Annotated in this window: 14 protein-coding genes and 4 tRNA genes; 5 read left to right on the top strand and 13 right to left on the bottom strand. The window is 43.0% G+C overall.

Translation table 11 applies throughout. From position 1 onward, the window contains the following. Positions 1 to 100: 100 nt before the first annotated feature. Complete coding sequence (clpX, locus tag ACN0VI_RS05040; RefSeq protein ID WP_417445989.1) at positions 101 to 1369, bottom strand: ATP-dependent Clp protease ATP-binding subunit ClpX; 1269 nt, start codon at positions 1367 to 1369, stop codon at positions 101 to 103. A gap of 429 nt (positions 1370 to 1798) precedes the next feature. Between clpX and ACN0VI_RS05035 the strand changes: the two genes are divergently transcribed. Next, positions 1799 to 3595 carry a metallophosphoesterase gene (locus ACN0VI_RS05035; RefSeq protein WP_417445988.1) on the top strand — a complete coding sequence of 599 codons (1797 nt, stop codon included), beginning with the start codon at positions 1799 to 1801 and terminating at the stop codon, positions 3593 to 3595. A 28-nt stretch (positions 3596 to 3623) separates the two neighbouring features. On the opposite strand, the gene ACN0VI_RS05030 is transcribed toward ACN0VI_RS05035, so the two are convergent. From ACN0VI_RS05030 to ACN0VI_RS05000, 7 genes are all read right to left on the bottom strand, one after another. After that, positions 3624 to 4973 (bottom strand): NTP/NDP exchange transporter, encoded by a 1350-nt coding sequence (locus tag ACN0VI_RS05030; protein ID WP_417445987.1) that lies wholly within the window; start codon positions 4971 to 4973, stop codon positions 3624 to 3626. A gap of 224 nt (positions 4974 to 5197) precedes the next feature. After that, positions 5198 to 5815, bottom strand: coding sequence for an ATP-dependent Clp endopeptidase proteolytic subunit ClpP (gene clpP / locus ACN0VI_RS05025; protein ID WP_331890956.1), 618 nt, complete (start codon positions 5813 to 5815; stop codon positions 5198 to 5200). An 84-nt stretch (positions 5816 to 5899) separates the two neighbouring features. Next, positions 5900 to 7198 carry a trigger factor gene (gene tig / locus ACN0VI_RS05020; RefSeq protein ID WP_417445986.1) on the bottom strand — a complete coding sequence of 433 codons (1299 nt, stop codon included), beginning with the start codon at positions 7196 to 7198 and terminating at the stop codon, positions 5900 to 5902. A gap of 157 nt (positions 7199 to 7355) precedes the next feature. Then, a tRNA-Leu gene (locus ACN0VI_RS05015) sits at positions 7356 to 7440 on the bottom strand. Between the two features lie 92 nt (positions 7441 to 7532). Continuing rightward, positions 7533 to 7608 (bottom strand) — tRNA-His (locus ACN0VI_RS05010). 44 nt (positions 7609 to 7652) lie between these two features. After that, positions 7653 to 7729: transfer RNA gene (locus tag ACN0VI_RS05005), tRNA-Arg, on the bottom strand. 33 nt (positions 7730 to 7762) lie between these two features. Beyond that, a tRNA-Pro gene (locus tag ACN0VI_RS05000) sits at positions 7763 to 7839 on the bottom strand. A 178-nt stretch (positions 7840 to 8017) separates the two neighbouring features. Here ACN0VI_RS05000 and folD point away from each other — a divergent pair. Further along, positions 8018 to 8872, top strand: a complete 855-nt coding sequence (gene folD / locus ACN0VI_RS04995) for a bifunctional methylenetetrahydrofolate dehydrogenase/methenyltetrahydrofolate cyclohydrolase FolD (protein WP_331890347.1) — start codon at positions 8018 to 8020, stop codon at positions 8870 to 8872. A gap of 93 nt (positions 8873 to 8965) precedes the next feature. Here folD and cysS read toward each other — a convergent pair whose 3' ends face one another. Next, positions 8966 to 10363: a cysteine--tRNA ligase gene (gene cysS / locus ACN0VI_RS04990; protein ID WP_331890345.1), complete on the bottom strand. Its 1398-nt coding sequence runs from the start codon at positions 10361 to 10363 to the stop codon at positions 8966 to 8968. A 168-nt stretch (positions 10364 to 10531) separates the two neighbouring features. On the opposite strand from cysS, the gene ACN0VI_RS04985 reads away from it, so the two are divergent. Genes ACN0VI_RS04985 through ACN0VI_RS04975 form a run of 3 tightly spaced genes read left to right on the top strand, consistent with a single transcriptional unit; the run spans position 10532 to position 12629 of the window. Then, positions 10532 to 11044, top strand: a complete 513-nt coding sequence (locus ACN0VI_RS04985) for a peptidylprolyl isomerase (protein ID WP_417445985.1) — start codon at positions 10532 to 10534, stop codon at positions 11042 to 11044. Between the two features lie 46 nt (positions 11045 to 11090). Next, entirely contained in the window at positions 11091 to 11840 is a 750-nt protein-coding gene (locus tag ACN0VI_RS04980; protein WP_417445984.1) for a UDP-2,3-diacylglucosamine diphosphatase, read from the top strand. Positions 11841 to 11867: 27 nt separating this feature from the next. Then, positions 11868 to 12629: a hypothetical protein gene (locus ACN0VI_RS04975; protein ID WP_417445983.1), complete on the top strand. Its 762-nt coding sequence runs from the start codon at positions 11868 to 11870 to the stop codon at positions 12627 to 12629. Here ACN0VI_RS04975 and ACN0VI_RS04970 read toward each other — a convergent pair. The 4 genes from ACN0VI_RS04970 to ACN0VI_RS04955 all read right to left on the bottom strand — a co-directional run bounded on the left by ACN0VI_RS04970 (position 12626) and on the right by ACN0VI_RS04955 (position 16303). Next, on the bottom strand, positions 12626 to 13192 hold the full coding sequence (locus ACN0VI_RS04970; protein WP_331890337.1) for a DUF924 family protein: 567 nt from the start codon (positions 13190 to 13192) through the stop codon (positions 12626 to 12628). The two genes, ACN0VI_RS04975 and ACN0VI_RS04970, sit on opposite strands and share 4 nt — an antisense overlap. Before the next feature lie 19 nt (positions 13193 to 13211). Next, positions 13212 to 14738: a hypothetical protein gene (locus ACN0VI_RS04965; RefSeq protein ID WP_417445982.1), complete on the bottom strand. Its 1527-nt coding sequence runs from the start codon at positions 14736 to 14738 to the stop codon at positions 13212 to 13214. A 197-nt stretch (positions 14739 to 14935) separates the two neighbouring features. Beyond that, a complete protein-coding gene (gene pepE / locus ACN0VI_RS04960; RefSeq protein ID WP_417445981.1) occupies positions 14936 to 15658 on the bottom strand; it encodes a dipeptidase PepE in 723 nt (240 codons plus the stop codon). A gap of 33 nt (positions 15659 to 15691) precedes the next feature. After that, positions 15692 to 16303 carry a tRNA-(ms[2]io[6]A)-hydroxylase gene (locus ACN0VI_RS04955; RefSeq protein ID WP_417446576.1) on the bottom strand — a complete coding sequence of 204 codons (612 nt, stop codon included), beginning with the start codon at positions 16301 to 16303 and terminating at the stop codon, positions 15692 to 15694. Between the last annotated feature and the right edge of the window lie 31 nt (positions 16304 to 16334).

The raw sequence follows: 16334 nt of genomic DNA, 5'->3' as shown, positions 1-16334 counted from the left end.
TTTATCCTGAATAAGTAATAAAAAAGGGGCGAAGTTAACCTTCTCCCCTTTACTCAGCTATCTTTGTTCACCATCAAGCTCTGTTGCTTGATGCCGAAGGCTACTCAGCGGCAGCTTGTTGCTGATTGTCATAAATCAGTAGAGGCTCAGCCTCACCTTTTACCACAGCCGCATCAATGCATACTTTGCTGACGCCTTCAAGGGAAGGTAAGTTATACATGGTGTCTAATAAAATTTCTTCAAGGATCGAACGTAATCCACGAGCACCTGTTCTTCGCTGCATTGCCTTATGAGCAATCGCAACCAACGCATCTTTACGGAACTCAAGATCAACATTCTCCAATGAAAACAACTTACTATACTGCTTGGTCAAGGCATTTTTGGGTTCAATAAGGATTCGAACAAGTGCCTCTTCATCAAGCTCCTGTAAAGTTGTAACAATTGGTAAGCGACCAATAAACTCAGGAATTAAACCGAATTTCACCAAGTCATCAGGTTCAACAGCTTTTAGCATTTCACCGATTGCCTTGCCTTCTTTAACTTGCTTCACGTCGGCGCCGAAACCAATACCACCCTTTTCGGTTCGCTCTTGTATGATTTTTTCCAGACCAGCAAAGGCCCCCCCACAGACAAACAGGATATTTCCAGTATCCACCTGTAGGAATTCTTGCTGTGGATGCTTACGGCCACCTTGCGGAGGGACTGACGCCACAGTACCTTCAATTAATTTAAGTAAGGCTTGCTGAACCCCTTCACCTGATACGTCACGTGTAATAGAAGGGTTATCCGATTTACGAGAAATTTTATCAATTTCATCAATGTAAACGATACCGCGCTGGGCTTTTTCAACGTCATAATCACATTTTTGCAGCAATTTCTGAATGATGTTCTCTACGTCCTCACCAACATAACCAGCTTCAGTTAAGGTCGTTGCATCTGCCATGGTGAAAGGAACCTCAAGCATCCTCGCCAAAGTTTCAGCTAATAAGGTTTTACCGCTACCGGTCGGGCCAATCAACAAAATATTACTTTTACCCAGTTCAACATCTTTATGTTCACTAGAAGCTGGTTCACTTTCTAATCGCTTATAATGGTTATAAACGGCAACTGACAATACTTTCTTGGCGCGATCCTGACCTATGACATATTGCTCAAGGAACTCAGCGATTTCTTGAGGCTTTGGCAGGTGACTGCGAGATTCTTTTGCCGCGATCTCCTGAATTTCTTCAATAATGATATCATTGCACAGGTCCACACATTCATTACAAATGAACACTCTTGGACCAGCAATAAGCTTTTTTACTTCATGCTGACTTTTGCCACAGAAAGAGCAATATAACGTTTTGTTGTCTGAGTTATCGCTACTCATCATTACCTCATAAGACTGTCATAACAGCCCGTTAGACTTTTCCAGCGCCTGAATGGCGTTTCTATCACGGTTTAGTGAGGCCAAACCTCTGAAACTCAAGGGCTGACGCTCATTTTATTTATTCCTACCAATTACAGTATCAAAATAATTACTGTAACAAAAGCACAAATCCCTATACTTAGTGTCTAATCAGCAGTAACTGCAATCCCTCTGGAATAACTCTCCCACAGGTAGCAGGAAAGGTATCGTCAATTTGACTGTATGGTATTATCCTTAGAAGTTACAGAATCAAGCAGCAATTCGTAAGAACTCATTTTAAGGGCGCAAGTTATGGGTCGTATGCATACCAAAGTATTCAAGACATTCCTGATATTCACTCTGATCATGAGCGTTCTGTTTCACGCTCGCCCGGCTCAGAGCAAAACCGTAGTGTTAACCGATGTGCATGGCGATTATAACTCACTGGTCAACCTTCTACAGGCTACTGACGTCATTAACCAGGAACTTGAATGGACAGGCAGTGCCGCAACCCTTATAAGTCTAGGCGATAATCTAGATCGAGGTGCAGAATCACGCAAGGTCGTAGACTTATTCATGCGACTTGAGACTGAAGCTATGAAGGATAGTGGCAAAGTCATTGTTTTACTTGGCAATCATGAAATCATGAATATCATCGCGGATCTGCGATATGTTTCCGATGAAGAGTTTCTGGCCTTCCAACCGGAGGAGTCAGCTAAATATCGTGAATCAGTTTATCGAGACTATTTAAACTACTCTAACCAGGAAGATACAAAAGAAAGCCAAACTAATTTTAATCTAATGTATCCTCCTGGCTATTTCGGGTTGATTGAAGCCTACTCACCTTCCGGAAAGTATGGCAAATGGCTGCTAGAAAAAGACACCATAAAAGTATTTCAGAATCGCTTGTATTTACACGCGGGCATTTCGAATGAGCTTCTCGACCTTGGTTTAACAGAACAGCAAATTAATGCTGAGATTCGTCAAACCGTTAAATCCTATGCTGAACTGTATCACGAGTTTATAAGGGTTGGTTTGTTCAAGCATTACTTTAATAAACGTGAAAGAATCCAGGTTCTGGAGGCTCTTCTTGATGGTCAAATTCAACAAAAACATTTAAACAAAAGTAGCATCCTAAAAAAAGCACAGCAATTTATCGAATTGTCTCAATCGTTATTAATTACCACCCCAGGACCTGTCTGGTACCGAGGCAATATTTACTGTCACGAATACATGGAAAATCATACGATAAATAAGGCGCTAAAACATTTTAATGCCAAGCAAGTTCTAGTTGGCCATACACCAGATGAAAGCCGAGTTGCTCGCTCTCGCTTTGATGGCAAGTTAATTTTACTGGATACCGGGATGTTGCAAACTCATTACAATGGACATCCCACTGCCGCCATAATTGAGAACGAGCAGCTTCGGTTAGTGAATCTTGACGATCCTAGTAATATACAACCACATCCCGATCCAGTCAGAAAGCCACTTTACCCGAACGAATTAAGTGATGAATATTTATCTCAATTTTTCTCAAACGCAAATGTCATTACAGAAGAACCTTTAGGTGATTTCTTCAGTAAACCTATAAAGCTTACTTTTGAACATCAAGGCCAACAACATAATGCTATCTTCAAATACCTTGATAGCGATCCCAAACTTGAAGATAAAAGAAAAAATTCCCGAGAAGATAATTTTGCTGACCGTTTTTTATATGATCTTGCCGCCTACAGACTGGATCGGATACTTGGACTGTATATGATTCCCTATACAGCACCGTTTACCTACAAGGGGCAAGACGGAGTCATCCAATATTGGATAGAAAACTCGGTGAGTAGAACTGAGTTAATACAGAACGAGCAACTGCTTGACGGCTATTGTTCTAAAAGTGATGAAGAAGCCTTAATGCATCTCTTTGATTTATTGATCCATAACGATGACAGAAATACGGGCAACAAGTTATACAGCTTAGACACTGGTTTTCTATGGCTGATTGATCACACAAGAAGTTTTAGAAATAAATCCACTCTACCAAAGTATGAGCTCCCCTCACCAGGTAAACTGTCTCCACAATTTGAGCAAGCATTAAAATCCCTGACTAAGGGATCGCTAAAAATAGAGCTGGGTTCTCTTTTAAATGACAAGCAAATAGCGGCGCTTCTCTTAAGAAGAGATAAAATATTAGAGAAGTATCGTTCTAGAAATTAGTAATACGACTAAACTCTACAGGATAGAGCTAATCGGCTTCCTTGGTAGCAGATATATCCATTTCATCTTCCAAAGCTCGATAATAGTTCCGAATCTTAAATGCAATCAAACAGCAGCAAAAAGCTAGTAGTGCGTTTAGCATTATAAAACCGATTTTATCCACACCATAAAATGTCACGCCAATGGCGACAGCCCCACCATATAATAAGTCTCCGAAACGATAGAAAAATCCTTCAATCACATTTTTGCCGATATATTTATCTTCACGATTGATGGGCAAAAAAAGTGCGTGCCTAGTAGTATTCTGAATCGAGTAATTAACGCTATTCTCAACAACTAGCGTCCATTTTATCAGAGCAAAAATAGGTAGGTATAACACCAGTGTATAATTAAACATCATCAAAGTTGGTAAAATTAGTATAGATGCGCCGACACCAATCCACTTGAAGATTCGGGCTACTACAAAAATTTGTAACACTAGGCCGAACAAAGTAATCCATGCAATATAACCGGCATAGAATTCTGTCATATATAACTGCTTATCATCACCAGCCAGTTCAAGAACTGAGGCAAACTCAACAACGAACTTAGCCAAAATATACTCCCCCATTGAATTAATAAAATTGACAAGCACAATAAACGCAGCAATTAGAGATAAATATGGTTTTTTTAATAATTTAAATATTGCCAAATACCATTTATCAAGGGGAGCAATTTCCGGGGAAGGAATAGATTTTGATTGACAGGGAACTGATTGATAACAGTAGCCGGTGAGAATCGCTGCAGTCATAAGTAAAACTGATGACAAGATCATAATGCCACTGACGCCTATTAGCTCATAACTCCAGCCTGCACATTGCGAACCGACCCATGCACCAATGGCACCACCAACAGCTATTAAGATAAATAACCGGTTGCCTGCTTCGGTGCTATAGCAGTCGGCACAGAAAGCCCAATACAGAGCAATAACAACCACACTAAATACACCCAACCAGATGTAGAATATCACGCCAATTGAAACATCCAGATAACTTAACATGGCGAATATTAATATATTAGAGCTAAAAAAAAGCATGACCACTCTTATGAATCTTGAATGATCATTATGTTGTGAATAAGTAAAATAAACCTTACTAAATAATGGTGCAATCAGAAGAAGGAGACAGGCTTGAACGGAAGTTGAGTAACTTTTAATCTCCGCAGTACTTTCAGAAAGAATTAGCGGATCTCTTATAACCTTAAGTAGATAGTAGGAGAACATCAGAATAAAAAGTGTAATAAAATGCAGGGCGATACTTTTTCCTTCGCCAGCTTGAATCTTCACTACTCTGGATAGAAGGAGTTCAAACCTACTGAATTTTCCGTCAGTCTTATCCATGTCAGCCTCTACTAATGGCCTTCCCTTTTCGAAAGTCAAATGATAGTAAGCTTAATAAAGCCCACCCTTGACTTGCTCAACCACTATTAGACAACAGAAAACGATAAAAAACTGTAAAGAAGTAGGTATTAGCAGAAAATTTCTAGAAGGACACCAAAGAAACAAGCTCCCGCATCATGGCGGGAGCTTACATGTAGTACGTTACTCAATTAAGATTAGTCAGATTAGCTTTGCTTTCTAGAGCTAATGATTGAATCTACCAGGCCGTATTCAACAGCCTCGTCTGCGGTCAAGAAGTTATCGCGGTCGGTATCACGCTCCACTTCTTCAACAGTTTTACCACAGTGGTTCGCCATGATTGAATTGAGTCTGTGTTTCAACTCAGTAATTTCTTGAGCATGAATCGCAATATCAGAAGCCTGCCCCTGGAAGCCGCCTAGAGGCTGATGAATCATCATGCGAGAATTAGGCAGAGTATGACGTTTACCTTTTGCGCCTCCAGCCAAAAGCAAAGCTCCCATACTTGCAGCCTGACCGACGCAAACTGTAGAAACATCAGGGCGTATAAACTGCATGGTGTCATAAATTGACAGACCTGCAGTTACCACCCCACCTGGAGAATTGATATAAAGATAAATGTCTTTGTCTGGATTGTCAGACTCAAGAAATAACATCTGAGCGACAATTGAGTTAGCCATATAGTCTTCAACCTGGCCAACACAAAAAATGACACGCTCTTTCAGTAATCGGGAATAAATATCGTATGAACGCTCACCTCGAGAGGTTTGCTCAACGACCATAGGGATCAGGCCAGATGCCTGAGTTTCTATAATTTTACTCATGTTGTATTTTCCTTGCCTGAAAACAAAAGAAGCGGAACAAGTCCGCTTCTTTTTGAGAATAAACGCTAATGAATCGCGTTGCTTTTAGTCCTGTTTTTTATCAGGATTTAAAAGCTCATCGAAGCTTACTGATTTCTCAGTTACTTTAGCTTTTTCCAGCACCAAGTCAACTACTGTATCTTCCAATACTAGAGACTCAACTTCACGTAGGCGGCTAGGATCACCATAGTACCAATCAATAACTTCTTGCGGGGCTTCGTAAACACCAGCTAAATCTTCAACTTGAGCGCGTACCTTATCTTCGTCCGCTTTCAAGCCTTCAGCTTTAATGATTTCAGAAACAATCAAACCAAGTGTAACACGACGAGTGGCCTGCTCTTCGAACAATGACGCAGGCAAGTCTGGAGTTTGACCTTCTGGGGCACGCATTTGCTGAGCCATTTCCTGACGCATACGCTCAATCTCTTGATCAAGCATCGCTTTAGGAACTTCAACTTCGTGCTTATCAACCAACTGAGTCATCACTTGGCCTTTAACGCGTGACTTAATAGCGTTACGCAGCTCTCGCTCCATGTTTTGCTTAACATCAGCTTTTAAACTACTGATGTCTTCAGCACCAAGCTGCTCTGCTAACTCAGTTACTGTAGGAAGTTCTTTTTTGTTAACGGTATGTACATGCGTTTCAAACTTAGCTTCTTTACCTTTCAAATCATCAACATGATAATCTTCTGGGAAAGTTACTGTAACTTCGACATCATCACCAGCAGAAGCACCGACCAGCTGCTCTTCAAAGCCTGGAATCATATTGCCAGCACCAAGCTCCAATGGGAATTCTTTAGCTTCACCACCTTTAAATGCTTCACCATCGATGAAACCTTTAAAGTCGATAACCACTTGGTCACCATCTTTGGCTTTACGCTTAACTTCAACCCAGCTTGCTCTTTGGCCTCGCAAGGTATCCATCATTTTAGTCAAATCTTCATCGGAAACTTCAGATGTCGCTTTTTCGATCTCAATAGCGTTGAGGTCAGCTAGTTTAACTTCTGGGTAAACTTCAAAAGTTGCTGAAAACTTCAGGTTGGCACCATCATTGTTTTCAATCAGCTCTAATTGAGGATATCCGGCAGGCATCAATTTTTCTTGCTGTACCGCTTCAAAGTAGTGGCGTTGCATAACATCACCCAGCACTTCTTGACGTACTGATGAGCCATAACGCTTCTTAACTACGCTGAATGGGACTTTGCCTGGGCGAAAGCCGTTCATTTTAACGTTACGAGCCAAGTCTTGTAGACGCTTTTGCACCGCGCCATCGATATTCTCGGCTGGAACATCAATGATTAACTTTCTTTCTAAACCGTTGGTGGTTTCAACTGAAACTTGCATTCGCTGATCTCCAATAGGCTATCTTTAGCAATAGCTATTCTTTACATAAAATGAATATGATAAGGCTTTTAGATGAAGACTTGAAGGGAATACCATTTAATCTCTGGTCTGATTACTACCTGCTATACAGCATTTATATTAAGCACCGAGATTAAAATGGTGCGAAAGGAGAGACTCGAACTCTCACGCCTCGCGGCACTGGAACCTAAATCCAGCGTGTCTACCAATTCCACCACTTTCGCATTTTTGAATGCGGGCCCTAACGCCCTCATCGAACCATATTGTTCTTCTAACTGCTTGATTCTTAGAATCATAATACATCGCAGATAGAATCTGGGGTGGACGATGGGACTTGAACCCACGACAACCGGAATCACAATCCGGGGCTCTACCAACTGAGCTACGCCCACCATCAACCTTTAAATCCTTCCCTCTTACCGCCCATCTGTTAAAATGGCGCGTCCGGCAGGATTCGAACCTGCGACCCACGGCTTAGAAGGCCGTTGCTCTATCCAACTGAGCTACGGACGCATGTGAATCCAGACGTACGAGGCAAGAAAAAATTGGTCGGAGATGAGGGATTTGAACCCCCGACATCCTGCACCCAAAGCAGGCGCGCTACCAGACTGCGCTAATCTCCGAAGCTACGCAAGGGCTTGCCCCTGCGAGACGCGCATATTACTGATTTCCCCCATAACCGTCAACACTTTTTCTTTTGTTTTTTTACAAAAAAGGGCCTTCTGATAAAAGCGTTGAGCCAATAGGCAAATATTGCGACAATAACGCCTTTCAAACGCTCATTTGAATATATTACGCCTTATGTCTGCTCAAATTCTTGATGGCAAAGCCATTTCCGAAAAAGTTAAGTTACAACTCGCCGAAAAAGTGAAAGCTCGCCTTGATAAAGGCCTCCGCGCACCAGGTCTTGCCGTGATTCTGGTGGGTGTTGATCCTGCTTCACAAATCTACGTTAACAAGAAAGTAGAAGCTTGTGAAAAAGTCGGCTTTATTTCCCGTAAAATCGTTCTTGAAGCAAACACTTCTCAAGAACGCCTATTACAACACATTGACGAATTAAATGCCGACCCAGCTATCGACGGTATTCTGGTGCAGCTTCCGCTTCCCGATCACCTGGATTCCAATGTGATTCTGGAACGAATCAAAGCTGATAAAGATGTGGATGGTTTTCACCCTTATAACATGGGCCGTTTAGCCCAAAAAATGCCTACCATGAGACCTTGTACGCCTTATGGCGTCATGGTCATGCTTAAAGAAACTGGTATTGACCTTGTGGGTAAAGATGCCGTTGTCGTTGGCGTTTCCAATATTGTAGGTCGTCCAATGGGCTTAGAGTTACTGATGGAACGCTGTACCGTTACTTTCTGCCACAGCAAAACCAAAGACTTGCCTAAAAAAGTTTCTGAGGCCGATATAGTGGTCGTTGGTGTTGGTATTCCAGAAATGGTTAAAGGTGACTGGATCAAGCCGGGGGCCATCGTGATAGATGTGGGTATCAACCGTTTAGAGAGCGGTAAACTGGTGGGAGATATTGAATTTGATGTGGCCAAAGAACGCGCCTCATGGATTACACCGGTACCGGGCGGTGTTGGCCCCATGACTGTCGCCATGCTAATGAGCAACACCTTATTTGCCTGCGAGAACTTGCACGACTAAGCTGGTACGGTTAAATAGATTTATCAGTTATCAATATTAAGAAAGCCGCTTTAAGCCGCTTTAAGCGGCTTCTTTTTTATGGATAACTTTATATTACTTCCTGCGCCAACTGGTACCACCGGCAGCATCTTCAAGCTCAATACTCATGGCATGCAGCTTGTCACGGATTTCATCGGCTAATGCCCAGTCTTTATCAGCACGAGCCTGCAGGCGTTGTTGAATCAGGCTTTCAATTTCCTCATCGGAAACATCGCTGTCGCCAGCACCTGATTTTAGGAAAGCTTCAGGATCCTGTTGCAACAGGCTCAAAACGCCTGCCAACTCTTTTAACTTTACTGCAATAGTAGCTGCTGCAGGCATGTCGGTAGCTTTCAGGCGATTCACTTCTTTAGACAAATCAAACAGAACTGGCATTGCTTCAGGAACATTAAAGTCATCGTCCATTGCTTCGATAAAACGTGCTTCGGCCTGCTCCAGAATATCTAGTCCGTTATCAGTTGCCTGACTCAAGTCCACACCACGCAAAGCATTATACAAACGCTCAAGACTGGCATCGGCAGATTCAAGATTGGCCTGTGTGTAACTGAGCTGACTGCGGTAATGACCGCTCATCAGAAAATAACGAACTGATTCCGGACGATACTGCTTCAGCACATCACGAATGGTGAAGAAGTTACCTAATGATTTAGACATCTTCTCTTTATCCACCTGCACCATGCCAGTATGAATCCAGACACGCGCAAAGGTGCAATCGTTAGCACATTCAGATTGAGCAATTTCGTTTTCATGGTGCGGGAACTGTAAGTCGGAGCCACCACCATGAATATCGAAAGTATCGCCCAGGCACTCTTTGCTCATGGCCGAACATTCGATATGCCAGCCTGGGCGCCCTTTACCCCACGGCGAGTCCCACGAAGGCTCGCCCGGCTTCGAGGATTTCCATAAAGCAAAGTCCATCGGATCTTTTTTAATGTCGTTAACGTCAACGCGCTCACCAGCATTGAGCTGAGTTAAGTCCTGCTTACTCAGTTTGCCGTAATCTTTAAAGGCTGGCACATGGAAATACACATCCCCATTGTCAGTGGCATAAGCAGCGCCCTTTTCGATCAGGGTTTGGGTCATTTTGATGATTTCATCCATGGTACCGGTCGCACGCGGCTCAATATCAGGACGCTGCAAACCAATCGCATCGAAATCCTGGTACATTTCGGCAATGAAGCGTTTAGTAAGCTCATCGAATGCTTCACCATTTTCATTGGCTCGCTTGATAATATTGTCATCAATGTCGGTAATATTTCGGACATAGGTAACATCGTAGCCTTTAAAGCGGAAGTAACGATTGATGACATCAAACGAAGAATAAGTCCGAGCATGACCAATATGGCACAGATCATAAGTTGTCACGCCACACACATACATGGAAACCTTGCCTTCAATCATGGGCTTAAAAGGTTCTTTCTGACGGGTCAAATTATTGTAGATCTGTAACATAAGTATCTTTTCTCGGTTTTGAATTTAGCTTTTAGTGATAAAAAACATTATCATAGGCGGCAAACTTAGAAGCCCGATATTGTAACCATCATCAGGCCTGCAGGCTAGCTCAATGCAAGATTTGGCCCGGTGATAGGTTAAAAAACAGCTAAAATCAGGATAAAAATCATGAGCACAACACACCCAAAAGTCACTTTAACCACTAATCATGGTGATATTGTTATCGAGCTTAATGCTCGCAAAGCCCCGAAAACCGTAGAAAACTTCATCAGTTACGCGGAGAAAGGCCAGTACGACGGCACCATATTCCATCGAGTTATTTCCAACTTTATGATTCAGGGCGGCGGCTTCACCGAAGATATGAGCCAGAAGCCAACTGATAGCCCAATCGAGAACGAAGCCAACAACGGCTTAACTAACGCGCGCGGCACAGTAGCCATGGCTCGCACTATGGACCCTCACTCTGCGACCTGTCAGTTCTTCATCAATGTTAAAGACAATGACTTTTTGAACTTTTCTCAGGAATCCATGCAAGGTTGGGGTTACTGCGTATTTGGTAAAGTAGTCGAAGGTATGGATGTAGTTGACCAAATCAAAGAAGTGGAAACGGGTAGCTACAGTGTGCACCAAGACGTACCGGTCGAACCCGCTTTCATTGAAAAAGCTGTTATTAACGAATAACTACAAGTCAGTCTAAAGCTGTATCGGTTACAAGGCTGATACAGCTTTGCCATTCATCATCAATAAAAAAGACACCACCATGATTCATATTATTTCCGACTTACACCTTTGCGAAGAACGCCCTGACCTGACCGCCCTTTTCACTCAGTACATGAATGACATAGCGCCCAAGTCGGATGCTTTGTATGTTTTGGGGGATTTATTTGAGAGCTGGATTGGCGATGATGATGATTCGGAGTTTGTCAAAAGCGTCATTGCTAAGTTCAAAGCCTATTCTGATTCAGGCAAAGCACTGTATTTTCAGCATGGTAATCGAGACTTTTTATTAGGTGACGTATTTGCCAAAGAAACCGGTGGCGTTATTATTGACGAAGTGCATCCAGTAACTATTGGCGATAAACCGGCAATCTTAATGCACGGCGACAGTCTGTGCTGGGACGATAAAGAATACATGCAGTTTCGCCAGATGGTGCGTTCGCAAGAATGGCAGCAGCAACTACTGTCGCAGCCTTTAGCCGTTCGCCGCGGAATCGCTGCTGACCTGCGTCAAAAAAGCCGCGAAGCACAAGCCAACAAAGCCAGCGCCATCACAGACGTGCATCCTGATGCAGTTAAAGAAGTCTTACAAAACCAGCAAGCCGATATCCTGATTCATGGTCACACCCATCGTCCAGACTTTCATGACATTGAAGTTGACGGCAAACACTGCCAACGCATCGTACTCAGCGACTGGGGTGACAAAGGCCATTACCTGACCATCGAAGGCGATGAAATCGACAGTCATTATTTCGATTAAAACTTGGACTTTATGTAAGGATATAAAATGAATAAACTTGGATTGATAATAACTTTTGTAGTATTGCAGCTTTCGGGATGTGCAACTTTAAAGAGCACTTCTGAAGAGAACACTAAAGTTTACTTAGATGACTCTAATATTCTTCACTACGAAGGTAAATTAAGTAAAGATGCCCACCAAGAACTTTTGAAGTTATTCCATCACGCCAACTCTAAACCAAACCAGTTAAGCATCGACTCAACAGGAGGCGAAGTATTTTTGGGGCTAGAGCTAGCTCATTGGGTTTATGACAATAATATAAATGTTCATGTTAAAGGGCTTTGCGCCTCATCATGCGCTAACTACATATTTCCGGCAGCAAACAAAAAGCTTCTTAATAAAGACTCTGTCCTGCTTTGGCATGGAGGAAGTCTTCAGCCATCAGTAAATGAGCTCATAGCTGAAGGAGACGAAAGTGCCATTGAGTGGCGATTAGCGGAGTGGCGTTTCTACAATAAGATCAATGTTAATCCTATGATTAGTGTCTATGGCTCACATAGAAACATTCCAATAAGCTGGTATCAATACCCACTAATGTTTCTAGGTTTATATGAACAGAGTTTTATAGGTTTTGACTACTCTGTTGAAGATATGGAAAAGTTTGGAATACGGAACATCATTCTACTGGATGGTGAGTGGGATTGGCGTAAGCATCACGAAAAAAGAGACATCATAAAAACTAAGATTATGAGAGTCGAAGTGCCACAAAAAGATTTGTCTAACCCATTCAGAACCCCTTCTAAAAGCTAGCAGAAAGGATTTTTCAGGAAAGCCTCTTCTGCTGGGGTGCTTTTACGACCTAACGCTTGATTGCGGCCAGGGAAGCGGCCAAAACGTACGATTTGATCGCGATGACATAGAGCAAAGGTTAAGGTATTGGGGTCACCAAGACTGACAAAAAGCTCAATACTTTTTTCTTGTAGCTTAAGATCTTCAGCATGCATAAAGGGCATGTAGAAAAATTTCTTTTCAACCGTTAACAATGCCCGATCAAAACCTTTCTCCAAGGCCTGCTCAGCATACTGTTGGGCCTGCACATCAGTGGCAAAAGCCTGTCCTTGATTGCGGTAAATATTTCGCGAGAACTGATCGAGGATAATGATTAAGGCCAGAGCGCCTTTTTGGGTTTGCATCAAATTGTCCAGTTTGCCTTCTGCAGCAAGCCGATGAGCTTCACCAAATCGCTCGCGAACTTCCTGGTCAAACTGTGGATCAGACTGAAACCAGATGGCGCGGTCAGCGCCCAACTCTGCTGAGTCAGGCGCGCCGAACCAGAAGTCCAACACATTGCGTGTTAAATCATCTAAGTTCATAACAAGATTATTCCTTCTCCTACTTTCTTTTCAAAGACGGCTTGGCTGCATTTTCGGACTCAATCGCTTTCAGAGCTGCCTGCCACATTGGAATGGCTTTAAAAGAAGTAACCATATCATAATCCAGGCCAATGCTTCCTTCGCCCGAATCCATGGCTTCAGTGCCAGAGCGGCTTTGGAACCATTTCATCCATTCTGAAGAGCCCGGGTCATTGAGTACCAATGCCTGCTTGGTACTTGAACCGGGAGCATTAGTCACTTGAGGTGGATAGGTTGTAGCCGGCAACAAGAATGACTTCTGGGGATACTGAGCGCTGCTATGGCAACCTAAGCAACCAGCTGATGCCAAACCCTTTGGATAATAATGACTACCGGCCCAAGCTGGAGTAACAACTGCACCATCATTTGGCCCTGACAAGCGCCCATCCCAACCTAAAGTCGCTGTAGAATATTCGGGCGCTTTTGGGTTAACCCAATTTTGCTGGAGGTTGGTGTTAACGGTAACCGGTGGTGTTAACGCAGAACTTGCGGTATTGATGATATCCGGATCACCACCCCAGGTAGCGCCCAGCGGAATCATTTTGTCCCACGCATCTTTACCGGGTGCATTTTTGTCATAAACCAAGGTGGAGAAAACCCAGCCTGTTTCCGGAGCTGCTACGCTATCTTTAACAATAATGTCGAACTGCATCAGATAGACATTGGTCAATGTCGGATCAGCAGTCGAACCATTTGAACCATTGTTAGGACATTTCGAGACACTTGGGTTATTACCTGAGCCGTTACTTTCGTTCAGGGTCGAATAGATCGGCCATGACACTGTGCCTTCCATCGGTGCCCAATCTGCGCCACAAGGCGTAACGAAAGCAAACTTCACAATGACACTGCCTTCAGCATATTGCGCTGCAGGATTAGTCAGATTTGGCTCATAGGCCTGCTCTTCTGTGGTACCCCAGATGTTGCCCAAAGTCACAGCTGCGGTTTCATCATAAAGCGTTAAAACATAAGTCGTTAGATCGAGACTTTGTTCTGGCATGGTGCCGGCAGGAAAACCAGAACCCACATAAAAGCCATGAATCGGCTCACGCTCAGTTCCTAGCCAAATCGACTGCCACCAGGGTTCACTTTGTGGTTGCCACTTGTCATAACTATAGAGCAATTTACGCATGTCATCGGAGACGTACTGTTTTAAAGCTTCGACATAAGCCAAGGAGTTTTGCGTAGTAATGGGCCCATTGTTAGTTACTTTTTTCCAAGGGTAGCTTTGGCCTGTCGGTACATTTGACGGGTAGTCATGACGTAATTGAAACAAGGGCCCTGAATACACATCCTTGGGTGGGTTAGGTAACGCTGAATTGAGAAAGGGGTGAATGGGTGAATCGGCGTAATGCAAGTTCTGTGCTGTGGAAGTCAGAAAAGGTACTTTGCCTTGTAACTCATCGTCATGTTTAGGGTGTTCTGGTTCAGAGGCATATGCGGATGTTATAAATGATCCTGCAACTATGATCCCTCCTAACCATGAGCTCAACTTTGGTAAGTTGTTCATCGTTAGATCTCCTTAGTGCTATATGATTTTACATCTATGATTTAAACCAAGGAGGACGATGACAACATTGTAATTATTAAACTATCCGTCCTTGGTTAACTCTCATCCTATAGCAAAGGATAACCATTTGAAACTGAAAGATTATTTGGTCTTACCAGCCAATAAAACCAGGTCATATTTGCATTGTTTGGCTGAATTTAAAGTAGCCAGCTGATATCACTACCTGCTTTAATGGTTTTGATGCCTTCACCATCACGGAAAATTAAACCATCTTTCTGACCACGCAAGAATAATTGATCACCCTGACGTTCTAATGCGGTACCTTCTTTTATACCCACCACGTACCGGTGAGGGTTGGCGCGCGTGTACTCGTAGATACGCTCGGCACGAGTTTCGCCATTGTGATTAGGCGGCTGATAATCGGTGTAATGCGGATTAATCTGGAAAGGAACTAGAGCCAGCGCGTTAAAATGTCGTGGCTGCACAATAGGCATATCGTTAGTGGTACATATCGTTAAACCCGCCATGTTAGATCCGGCGCTCCAACCCATATAAGGCGTTCCTGCATTTACTTTCTTACGGATGGCATCAACTAACTCATTGTCGTAAAGCTGTTTCAGCAAATAAAAAGTGTTACCACCACCGATGGCAATTGCCTGTGCTTGCTTAACCGCTTTAACCGGATCATCAAACTGATGGATTGATATCACTTTGCGATTAATGCCTTGCAAAGCACTATCAACTTTTTGCTCATAAGCGTCATAGCCCATAGCAAAGCCTGCATAGGGAATGAATAAAATTTCGCTGACTGATGAAGGCAAAAAAGCGTTCATCAACGGCAAAGCATGTTCAAGATAATCGGTCTGGCCTTCTCTTGAGGCACTCAATAATAATAATTTCTGTTGTGATGTGTGTGACATAAAAGGTCTCTCCATCAAGTCATTATAACAAGTTTATTCAGGAACACCGGAATGGAAACGGAATTGTTTATCAGGACTTTCAATCAGCTCTTGCTCTTTTTCAAGAAAAAATTGAACGCGCTCATCAATAGAAGTTTTAGCATAACTCTGTGCCAACTCCAGATAATCCGCAAAATGACGTGACTCTGATTTTAATAAGAACCGATAGTATTTTGAGAGCTCCGGTTCGCTCTCTTTGAAATAAGGTGCCAAGGCATGAAAACGCTCGCAGGAGCGTGCTTCGATAATGGCTCCAATGATCAAGCCATCGATTAAACGCTGCGGCTCATCTTTGCTGGCATACTGATGCAAGCCAGCAGCATAACGAGAAGGTTTAATCGCACGATAACGAATATCACGTTGCTCCATAAACTCCAGCACCTGTTCAAAATGCAACACTTCTTCACGCGTTAACTGCGAGAGTTTCTTAAGCAGGTCAATTCGCTCGGGATAGCGAAACATTAATTTCACCGCCGTTGCAGCTGCTTTTTTCTCACAATGAGCGTGGTCAATTAAAAGAGTTTCAATTTCTTTAGTCGCACGCTCTAACCAAGCAACTGGCGTTTTGCAATGAAGAAACTTATGAATTGGCGTGATATCAGCCATGATTATATAAACAGGGTTAGGGCAATGTGGC

Origin of the sequence: Kangiella sp. (assembly GCF_048265365.1) — a bacterium.
Taxonomy (GTDB): Bacteria; Pseudomonadota; Gammaproteobacteria; order Enterobacterales; family Kangiellaceae; genus Kangiella.
Note: the sequence above shows the minus strand (reverse complement) of the source record. Positions and strands in the feature narration are given on the sequence as shown.